This is a genomic window from Catellatospora sp. NPDC049609 (assembly GCF_040675365.1).
GTDB lineage: Bacteria > Actinomycetota > Actinomycetes > Mycobacteriales > Micromonosporaceae > Catellatospora.
In genome coordinates this window covers 1-9,663 of the sequence record NZ_JBFAOU010000243.1, presented here as the reverse complement: position 1 = coordinate 9,663, position 9,663 = coordinate 1, and the positions used below count along the sequence as shown (strand labels likewise).

Annotated in this window: 8 protein-coding genes and 1 pseudogene; 4 read left to right on the top strand and 5 right to left on the bottom strand. The window is 74.9% G+C overall.

Going from position 1 to position 9,663, the window contains the following annotated elements:
* Window positions 1-86 precede the first annotated feature (86 nt).
* The 4 genes from AB0J67_RS36755 to AB0J67_RS36740 form a co-directional block, all read right to left on the bottom strand.
* A complete protein-coding gene (locus tag AB0J67_RS36755; protein ID WP_363489671.1) occupies window positions 87-365 on the bottom strand; it encodes a mersacidin/lichenicidin family type 2 lantibiotic in 279 nt (92 codons plus the stop codon).
* An 82-nt stretch (window positions 366-447) separates the two neighbouring features.
* Window positions 448-705 (bottom strand): mersacidin/lichenicidin family type 2 lantibiotic, encoded by a 258-nt coding sequence (locus tag AB0J67_RS36750; RefSeq protein WP_363489669.1) that lies wholly within the window; start codon window positions 703-705, stop codon window positions 448-450.
* 70 nt (window positions 706-775) lie between these two features.
* Window positions 776-4,045: a type 2 lanthipeptide synthetase LanM family protein gene (locus tag AB0J67_RS36745; protein ID WP_363489667.1), complete on the bottom strand. Its 3,270-nt coding sequence runs from the start codon at window positions 4,043-4,045 to the stop codon at window positions 776-778.
* Window positions 4,046-4,052: 7 nt separating this feature from the next.
* On the bottom strand, window positions 4,053-4,901 hold the full coding sequence (locus AB0J67_RS36740; protein WP_363489665.1) for an AfsR/SARP family transcriptional regulator: 849 nt from the start codon (window positions 4,899-4,901) through the stop codon (window positions 4,053-4,055).
* Between the two features lie 272 nt (window positions 4,902-5,173).
* Between AB0J67_RS36740 and AB0J67_RS36735 the strand changes: the two genes are divergently transcribed.
* From AB0J67_RS36735 to AB0J67_RS36725, 3 genes are all read left to right on the top strand, one after another.
* Complete coding sequence (locus AB0J67_RS36735; RefSeq protein WP_363489663.1) at window positions 5,174-5,671, top strand: hypothetical protein; 498 nt, start codon at window positions 5,174-5,176, stop codon at window positions 5,669-5,671.
* Window positions 5,672-5,864: 193 nt separating this feature from the next.
* Window positions 5,865-6,623, top strand: coding sequence for an MBL fold metallo-hydrolase (locus tag AB0J67_RS36730; protein WP_363489661.1), 759 nt, complete (start codon window positions 5,865-5,867; stop codon window positions 6,621-6,623).
* Window positions 6,620-8,668, top strand: a complete 2,049-nt coding sequence (locus tag AB0J67_RS36725) for a phage holin family protein (RefSeq protein ID WP_363489659.1) — start codon at window positions 6,620-6,622, stop codon at window positions 8,666-8,668. Before AB0J67_RS36730 ends, AB0J67_RS36725 begins: the two co-directional genes overlap by 4 nt.
* A 146-nt stretch (window positions 8,669-8,814) precedes the next feature.
* Here the strand turns inward: AB0J67_RS36725 and AB0J67_RS36720 are convergent, their stop codons facing one another.
* The gene (locus AB0J67_RS36720) at window positions 8,815-9,174 is read right to left on the bottom strand and encodes a DUF6223 family protein (protein ID WP_363489657.1); all 360 of its coding nucleotides are present in this window, start codon (window positions 9,172-9,174) and stop codon (window positions 8,815-8,817) included.
* Window positions 9,175-9,400: 226 nt separating this feature from the next.
* Between AB0J67_RS36720 and AB0J67_RS36715 the strand changes: the two are divergent.
* Window positions 9,401-9,663: pseudogene (locus AB0J67_RS36715) on the top strand (sensor histidine kinase); the annotation flags it as partial.

Sequence of the window (9,663 nt, the reverse complement as noted above, 5' to 3'; positions counted from 1 at the left end):
GTGGGCGGCCCCGCTCTGGGCGGGGGGTGGGGGGGGGGGGGGGGGGGGCGGGGCCGCGGGCGGCGCCCCCACCGCGGGGGCGCCGGTCAGGCCGTGCAGACGGTGCAGGTGGACTGCCCCGCGCAGGTCTGGCAGGTGTAGTTGTTGCAGGTGTTGCGGCAGGAGCCGCAGGGCGTCTCCCGGGCGGTGAACCCGCCGCAGCAGCCGATGGTCATCAGACCCTCGGTCGTCGCACCGGCGATGTGGGCGAGCACCTCGTCGCCGAGGTCGACCACGCCGCACGGGTGGACCGGCAGACCGGCCAGCTGCTCCTCGGAGAGGGTCGCCCGGTAGTCGGGGTCCTTCCAGGCCTTGACGATGTTCATGTTCGGACTCCTGGGAACTTCAGAACGCGGAGACGAGAAGGCCGCCGGGGTGGAGGGCGGTGCGGCTCTCCGTCAGAGGGGATCAGCCGCCGCAGCAGCCGGTGGTGTTGAACGCGCAGGTGCCGTTGCAGACGGTGCCGTTCCACGAGAAGCAGCCGAACTCGCTGGTGAGCCAGCCCGTCGCCGGGATGGTCCAGGTCCACGTGCCGCCGTCGGCGCCGTCGAGCTCGGTGTCGCTCAGCTCGATGAAGCCGGCCGGGCTCGCCGGCAGGGCGGCCCGCTCCTCGTCACTGAGCGACGCCCGGTAGATCGGGTCTTTCCATGCCTTGATGTGATCCATGAACTCTCCTGTCAAGCTTGTGACCTGCGATCTCTGGTTTCGCCTCCACGGGGAGGAACCTAGAAGGCCGCTATGGCAGATCGATGGCAGCGCGGTGGTCGGCCGGCGGCCGCAGCAGCAGTACGGACGGGACGCCGACCGGATCGGCGCACCGCAGCAGGGCGTGGCCGATGCCGGCGAGGCCGCTCATCAACCCCGGCGTCTCCACGCCGCGGGGCACGCCGCAGCGCCACCCGCCGTGCACGATCTCCATGGCGGAGGAGGCGGCGAGGTCGGTGGCGCGCCGGACGGCCGCGTCGTCGCCGAGCGCCTGTGCCGCGGCCAGTGCCGCCTCGGCGTTGCCCAGCCTGCCGTGGCAGATCGAGTGGTTGTGCAGCCCGGCCTGCGGCGCCAGCAGTGCCGTCAGCGCGCGCCGCAGGTCGTCGCGGACGAGTGCGTCCTCCCGGGCGTAGCCGAGCAGCTCGGCGCGGGCCAGCGCCACCCCGGCCGCGCCGTGGCACCAGGCGACCATGCTGTCGCCGCCGGGGGTGTCGGTACGCAGGTCACGCCAGTTGCCGGCGGTCTGGTCGAACAGGGCGCGCTCGAACCGCAGCGCGCCGTCCACCGTCGCCCGGTAGTCGTGCGTCCCGGCGCGACGGTCCAGGCGGGCCAGCGCGGTCGCGATGCCGGATGCCCCGTGCGAGAAGCCCGCGAGCGCCGTGTCCGGATAGAGCGTGCCACGCCAGCCGACGCCGCCGTCGAGGTCGGTGGCCGCGGCGACCACCCGTGCGGCCAGGGTGCGCGCGCCGGCGAGCAGGGCCGGGTCGGGGTCGACGTGGTGCAGCGACAGCAGGGCGAGCAGGCCGCCGCTGGTGCCGCCGATGATGTCGTGCTCGTCGGCGGCGGTGCCGAGGTCGAGGTGGATCATCAGCCTGGCCAGCCGCGCGGCGACGTCCGGCACGTCCGCGCGGTCCAGCAGGCCGGCGAGGTGGCTGAAGGCGTAGAGCGCCCCGCCCAGTGCGCCGAAGGCCCCGATGCCGGAGCCGGCCGGTGCGGTCGGCCCGGCCAGCCAGGTCTCCGCCTCCCGGACCATCATGGTGACGGCCTGGTCGGCGGCCCGCCGGTAGCGGGCGTCGCCGGTGGTGCGGGCCAGCTGGCCCAGGAAGAGCGCGATGCCGCTGATGCCGTTGTAGAGGTCCATGCCCGCCGGGTTGAGCATCCACATGCGGTCGGCGACCAGGTTCAGGCCCAGCCAGCAGATCCGTTCGCCCTCGGTGAGCGCGGTCGCCAGCAGGCGGTCGCCCAGCAGCCGCGCGGCGTCGACGAACAGGTCCGGGCCGACGACGTCGGGCACGGGCGGTGCGACCGGTGGCGCCTGCACCCGCCACTTCGCCGGGTCGTCCATGACCAGCGCGGTGAGCGACGCCTCGATGAACCAGGTCTGCTGGGCCAGGTGCTCCTCGGACAGCCCGGCCAGCTGCTCGCGGACCACGTCGAGTCCGGCCCGCCGCAGGAAGCCGGGCAGCACGGTGCCGTCCCCGCCGACCAGATCCGTCGACGACGGCGTGGTGACGAAGATCGGCACGTCTCCCGCCGCCAGCTGGGCGATCTCCGCCGCGATCAGCAGGTCCCGCTGCCCGCGTCCCTCGTGCCCCGACCAGACGTTCTCGTGGTAGCGGTCGCGGTCCAGCGCGTCGCGCAGCAGGTCCGGATGCTGGCCTTCGAGGAGCAGGCGCGCGTACGACTCGGTGGCCCGCAGCACGACCCGCACCTGGTCGTGGGCGAACGCGGCCAGCGGACCCGCCGGGTCCAGCAGCGCCTCGCGGTGGTCGAGCATGGTGCGGTAGAGCGACCGGTAGCCGGAGATGATCTCGTCGTCGAACTCGGTCACCTCCGGCGTGGCGCCGTCCAGGGACGGCCGGTTGGCCGAACCGGGAATGGTCACCCGCCGCCGGACCATGCGCATCTCGTCCGTGCCGCGCCCCTCCCAGGTGGCGACCGGACGCATCGTCAGCTGACCGCCCGCACCCGCCATCCCGCTCAGGTCGAACTGCTTGACCTGGTTGTCCTCGGACCAGATCATCGGCGACGGCAGCAGCCCCACCGCCGTCACGGACTTGCCCATCAGCTCCAGCGCGACCCGCGGCAGGTATCCGGCGCCCGCGTCGGCGGGCAGCTCACGATGCCAGTGGTGCAGCATCGACTCCAGATCGATGAGCATCGGATGCTCGCCCGAGGCGATGACGTTCTCCAGGTGGAAGTCGGTCGCGCCGAGGACCTGCAGCAGAGCGAGCAGCGCGCCCTGCCGCCGGTAGAACCGGCCCAGCGCGTCCCGGTCGGCGCAGGGACCGGCCGCGACGTACTCGGTCCAGCCGTAGCCGCCTCGGTCGACGATCCAGAACGTCCGCAGCGCCGGGTGCTCCCCGCGCTCGTTGAGCCAGGCCAGCAGCCCCTGGAAATGGCCGTCGACCTGCAGGCGCCGGGGCTTGTACACCACGCGTACACCGGTGGCGAAGCGCACGACCGCCACCGACCGGCCGCCCCGGTGGCTGTCGCCCGCACCGAAGCCGACCTCGGCCAGATCACCCAGCGCGTCCGGCCCGCCGCACCGCCGCGCCAGCTCGGCGTAGTCGGCCACGAGCCGTTGCGCGAACTCCAGCCGGCTCGCCTCCCAGTTGTCGACGGCGCGGACCAGGTCACGGGCCAGGACCGGGTACTCGCGCAGCACGCTGAGCGCGTACCGCGGCCGGCGCAGCAGCGCGAGGAAGTGGTGGTACCGCTCGTGCGGGCCGGCCCCGTGCAGCTCGCCGCGTAGGCGCAGCACGTTGAGCTCCAGCGCCATGGTGCGGGCGACCAGCCGGTTTATCAGCTCGATCGGGCCGGGGCCGAGCAGGCCGACCATGGTGTCGGCCGACAGGTGCGGGTGTGCGCCGACCAGGTCGGCCACGCTCCGGCGGAGCCGCTCGACGGCGGCGTCGACCAGCGGTGCGGCGATCGCTTCGAATCCGCCCGAGTCGTCGTGCGCCGACCGTGCGGTGCCACGGTGCGCGCGCCAGGCATCGGCCAGGCGCCGGGCGTAGTCCGGCGCCTGGCCGAACCGCGAACGTACGGTCTCCGGCCGCTCGCCCAGTATCCGGACCAGCCCCGCCTCGTCGAGGCCGTGCCGGGACAGGTGGGCGGCGAGCCGGTCCGGCTGTCGCACGTGGACCGGCTCGTCCGTCCACATCTTCAGCCGGATCCGGCCGAGCTCCTCGTCCACCGGCCCCGCAGGCCCGGTGCCGGCCAGCCGCTCCCGCAGCGAGCACGCGAGGAACCACGCGGCGTCGTCCGGGTTCACCGCAACAGCACTGTCTTCTTCCATGTCCGCCTCATCCCGCGGCACGGCCGCGCGTCCCGTGATGGTCGGCCGCCGGTTGCGCGGCCGGGTGTTCCGAAGGCCGCTCCCGGGCCGCGGCGAAGCTCAGGCCGCCGCGCAGCATCGAGGTGTAGGCCTCCGCCAGCGCCGGGGTCGGTTCGACGCCGAGATCGGCCGCCAGGCGCGCGCGGAAGGTGCCGAAGACGTCCATCGCCTCGCCCTGCCGGCCGGTCTGGTAGAGCGCGGTCATCAGCATGATCGCCACGTGCTCGCGCAGCGGGAACTCCGTGTGCAGGGCCGTCAGGGCAGGTATCGCCTCATGGCTGTGGCCCAGCCGCAGCTGCAGTTCCAGCCGGTGCTCCAGGCCCGCGATCCGGCGTTCGAGCAGGTGCTGGCGGCGGCTGTCCGCGTGCGGTCCGGGCAGCCCGGCCAGCGGCTCGCCGGCCCAGATCTTGTCCGCCTCGGCCAGCAGGCCGACGGCGCCGGCCAGGTCACCGGCCGCCTCGGCCGCCGCGGCCCGCGCGACCGTCTCGTCGAAGTCCGCGACGTCGGTCCGGGCCGTGCCCAGGCGCAGCCGGTAGCCGATGCGCAGCGTGTCGATCGCCGGGCCGCCGTGACCGTCCGCAGCCGCCTGCAGCATCCGGCGCAGCCGGTAGATGTACGGCGGGATCAGCTTCGTGCCGGTCGGCGGGGCATGGCTGCCCCAGACACCGTGCAGGATCGAGGCCGGGGTGACGACGCGGTCCACGTTGAACAGCAGCGTGGCGAACACCGCCTGCTGGCGTACCGGGCCGAGGTCGAGCCACTCCCCGGCCACCTCCGCGTGCAGCGGGCCCAGGGTGAAGAAGCGCACGCGCGTCACGACGCCGCACCGCCCGCAGCCACATCGTTCATTGAGGTCCCTCCCCTGGCTCAGGCGGCCGACGCGGGGCATGGCTCGGCCACGGCGCCGGCCCGGCCGACCGGACATCAAGGATCTTCGAGTGCCGGATCGTACGGCGCGCGGCATACAACCCGCGCACAATGCCCGTACGAACGGCGGAGCATGTGCTGGTCCCCGGCCCGCACTCGGCCCTGCCCGGGGTCGGTCGGCGCACGGGTCACCGACGGGCGGCGGCCCAGTAGCGTGTGCCCATGACCGGGATCCTGATAGCCGTCATCGTGCTGCTCGCCGTCCTCGTCGTCGTCCTCCTCGCGATGCCGGCCCGCGCCCGGCGGCGCCGCCACGACCCGACGGACCTGCTCGGATCCGCATTGGCCGCACGGGAGGCCGAGCACGCCCGCTCGGCCCACGCCGCCGGACCGCCCGCCGCCGGCGCGGAGGCTCTGGTGCAGCAGGTGCGGCTGCTCATGGGACAGCGCAAGAAGATCCATGCGGTGAAGCTGTGGCGGGAGGCCACCGGGGTGCCGCTCGCCGAGGCGGTGCGCGCGGTCGAACTGATCGCGGCCGGCGGCACGCCGGGGGTGCGGCCCGCGGCCGGGCAGCCCGCCGGACCGCCGGCCGGTCCGGAGCTGATGGCGAACGCGCGCGACCTCAAACGGCAGGGCAGGCTGATAGAGGCGGTGAAGCTGGTGCGCCGGCACTCCGGGTTGACCCTGCGCGAGGCCAAGGACGTCGTCGACTCCCTGTAGACGGTGGCCGCGTCCTCGGTCCGCTCATCCGGCTCCCGTCCCCGGGCGAGCGCGCCGCGCGCGAGGCCGTCGCACCGACGGCTGACGGTCGCGACCGCGGGCCGACCACGGCAATACCGCCTTTTCGACCCGGTGCGCCGGTGGACGGTGCGACATTCGAGGGGCACCCTGTCCGCCTGCGGGATGGTTCCACGTGACCTCTTCTCTGGTGTTCCTGGGGCACTCGACGGTCCTGCTGGACATCGGCGGCGTCCGGGTGCTCACCGACCCGGTGCTGCGCGGGCGCCTGACGTTCCTGCGCCGGGTCGCGGCGCCGGTCGCACCCGGCCACTACGCCGGGGTCGACGTCGTCGTGCTGTCCCACCTGCACCACGATCACTGCGATCTCGCCTCGCTGGCCCTGCTCGGCCGCGACGTCCCCCTCGTCGCGCCGGACGGAGCGGCCGCCTTCCTCCGGCGGCGCGGCTTCCGGCGGGTCGTCACGCTGGCGGTCGGCGAGTCCCACACGGTCGGCGCGGTGACCGTCACCGCGACCCCGGCGGTGCACGACGGCCGGCGGGAGCCGTTCGGGCCCCGCGCGGCGGCGGTGGGCTACCTCATCGGGTCCGCGCGGACCGTCGCCTACTTCGCGGGCGACACCGACCTGTTCGCCGGGATGCGCGACCTGTGCCCGGACCTCGATCTCGCCCTGCTCCCGGTGTGGGGATGGGGGCCGAACCTCGGCCCGGGGCACCTGGACCCGCGCCGGGCCGCCGAAGCCGTCGCCCTGCTGCGCCCGCGCCGTGCGGTGCCCGTGCACTGGGGCACGCTGTTCCCGTACGGGCTGAGCGCCTTCTTCCGCGACCGGCTCCGGGAGCCCGCCCGTGCCTTCGCCGACGCCGTCGCGGCCCGCCGGCTGCCCACCGAGGTGCGCCTGCTGGCGCCGGGCAGCGGGCTGACGTGGCAGCCGTGAGCCGGCCGGCCGGCTGGGCCCGGCTGCGGACGGCGATCCCGGTCCTGCTGCTCGACTGGGCGGCGCTGAGCATCGCGATCGCCGTCACGCCGGGGCTGTCGGCGAGCACCGGGTGGGACGTCCTGCTGGCGGCGGTGCTGCTCGCGGTCGCCGCCGCGCTGCTGCGGCCGCTGTTCGCCGCGTTCGCCGCCCGGCTCGGCTGGGCCGGGGTGGTGGCGGGCTGGCTGCTGACCCAGGCGCTGCTCGTCTACCTGGCGCTGTCGGTCACGCCGCACATCCAGGTGAGCGGCTTCTGGCCCGCGTTCTGGGCGTCGTGGCTCTACTCCATCCTGGTCAGCGCCGGGATGTGGGTCGTCACGGCGGGCGACAGCACGGCGGTGCTCGCGCACCTGCTGCGCAGCACCGGCAAGAGCCGCCGGGCGGCGGTCGCCACCACGGCGCCGGGGGTGGTGATGATCCAGATCGACGGGCTGTCGGCACCGCTGGCGCGCTGGGCGATCCAGGCGGGCAACCTGCCGACGCTGACCCGGTGGATCCGGTCGGGCAGCCACACGCTGGTCGAATGGCACGCGCAACTGCCGGCGACCACGCCGGCCAGCCAGGCCGGGCTGCTGCACGGGGCCAGCGCGCACGTGCCGGCGTTCCGCTGGCTGGAGAAGGAGACCGGCCGGCTCGTCGTCACCAACCACCCCAGGGACGCCGAGTACGTCGAGCGCGGCTTCTCCGACGGCCGGGGCCTGCTCGCCGACGGCGGGGTCAGCCTCAGCAACGTGTTCTCCGGCGACGCGCCCGTCAGCATGCTGACCATGAGCACCGCGGCGCGCAAGGGCGCCCGGCGCGGCCCCACCCCGCAGCTCAGCACCTATCTCGTCGACCCGTTCGGGCTCACCCGCTCGCTGGTGCTGACCGCGGGCGAGATGGTCAAGGAGCTGTTCCAGGCCCGGCGGCAGCGGGTGCGCGACATCGCACCGCGGGTGCGCCGTGACGCCTCGTACGTGGCGCTGCGCGGCGTGACCAACGTGCTGCTGCGCGACCTCAACCTGAACCTAGCGGCCGAGCACATGATGCGCGGCGCCCCGGCCGTCTACTGCGACTTCGTGGACTATGACGAGATCGCCCACCATGCCGGGCCGACCCGGGCCGAGTCGCTGGCCTCGCTGGACGGCATCGACTGGGTGCTGGGCACGCTGGAGCAGCTCGCGGCCCGGGCGCCGCGGCCGTACCACTTCGTCGTCCTGTCCGACCACGGGCAGAGCCAGGGCGCGACGTTCCGGCAGCGGTACGGGCTGACGCTGGAGGAGCTGGTCCGCCGCCTGATGTCGGGAGCCGGCACGGATGTGGCCGCCGCGCCGGAGAACGAGCAGTGGGGCCGGGTGCGGGCCCTGCTCACCGAGGTCAGCGGCGAGCGGCAGGCGGTCGGCAGGCTGAGCGACACGGTGCTGCAGGCACACGGGGAGCCGCCCGCGACCGGGCCGCCGGAGGGCGCCGAGGTGGTCGTCGTGGCGTCGGGCAACCTGGGCATGGTGTATCTGGCCCGGGAACGCCGCCGCCTGACCATGGAGGAGATCGAGGCGCGGCACCCCGACCTGCTGACCGGTCTGGTCGCCCACCCGGGCGTGGGGTTCGCGATGGTCCGATCGGGAGCGCGCGGAGCGCTCGTCCTGGGTCGCGACGGCGTCCACCACCTCGCCGACGGGCGGGTCGACGGCTCGGACCCGCTGGCCGCGTTCGGCCCGCACGCGGCCGACGACCTGCGGCGCCACGACACCTTGCCGCACGTCGGCGACATCGTGCTCAACAGCCTGCTGGACGCCTCGACCGACGAGGTGGCGGCGTTCGAGGAGCTGGTCGGCTGCCACGGCGGGCTGGGCGGCTGGCAGACCCGGCCGGTGCTGATCCACCCGGCGGCGTGGCCCGCCGGCGATCCTCTCGTCGGCGCCGACGCGGTGCACCACCAGCTGGTGCGGTGGCTGGCGGGCCTCGGCCTCCGGGCGGCGCCGGAGACCGATCGGCCGGCCGATGAGCAAACGGCCGCGGGCACCTGACCGGGCCGACGCGCCTCGACGTAGGGCGCCCGGCCGAGCCCCCGCGCCTCGACGTGGACCGCCCGGCCGAGCCCTCGCGCCCACGTGGACCGCCCGGCCGAGCCGCCGCGCCTCGACGTGGACCGCCCGGCCGGGCCGCCGGCGGATCAGCCGGTGCGGCGCGAGCGGACCACCGCGAGTCCGCCGAGGACCGTGGCGACCAGCCCCACCACCATGGCCACGATGGCCCCGGCACGCCCGTTGCCGGTGCCGAACCCACCGGCCGAGTTGGCCAGGTGCACCCCGCCGACGACGACGGCGACCAGCCCCGCCACCACGGCCGCGACCGACCCGCGCCGTCCGCCGGCGCCACCGCGGGCGCGGGCCAGCGCCCGCCAGCCGAGGACCACGCCGAGCAGCCCCACCACGCCGGCGGCGGTCGGCACGAACCGCCCGGTGCCGATGCCGATGTCGCCGGCCAGGGCGAGCGCCGTCCGGACCGGCGTCAAGGCTGTTGCTGAGTTCATGTCGGGCCTCTCCCTACGTCTGTCTCCTGGTTGGGATGTCGCCCTGATCCTGTCGCCGCGCGCGGCGCCGGTCGTCCCGCGGCTGCGGACACTTTCGGCTGCCGTCGCCGGTGTAGCGGGCTGCTCCCGCCGCGGTAGCAGCCGGAAAGCTACTGCGCATGCGGTATGCCCGGGCTCGTCCGCGGGAAGGAGTCGCCCCCGCCCGGCATCCGGCTAAGGTTCCCGGATGAGCACGGGACGGTCCGGCGTTCCGGCCGGGGTGAGGGACGGCGCGATCGCCGTCGGCGTGGCCGCCACGCTGCTGCTCGCCGCACTGTCCGGCGACCGGTCCGCCCCGGCGGCCGGCGCGCTCGGCTACGGGCTGCTGGTGGCCGGTGGCCTGGCGCTGGCCGCGCGCCGCCGCGCGCCGGTCCCGGTGCTGGCCGTCACCGGCCTGTGCGCGGTGGGCTACCAGGCGCTCGGCCTCGACGTGCCGGCCGTCGCGTTCCT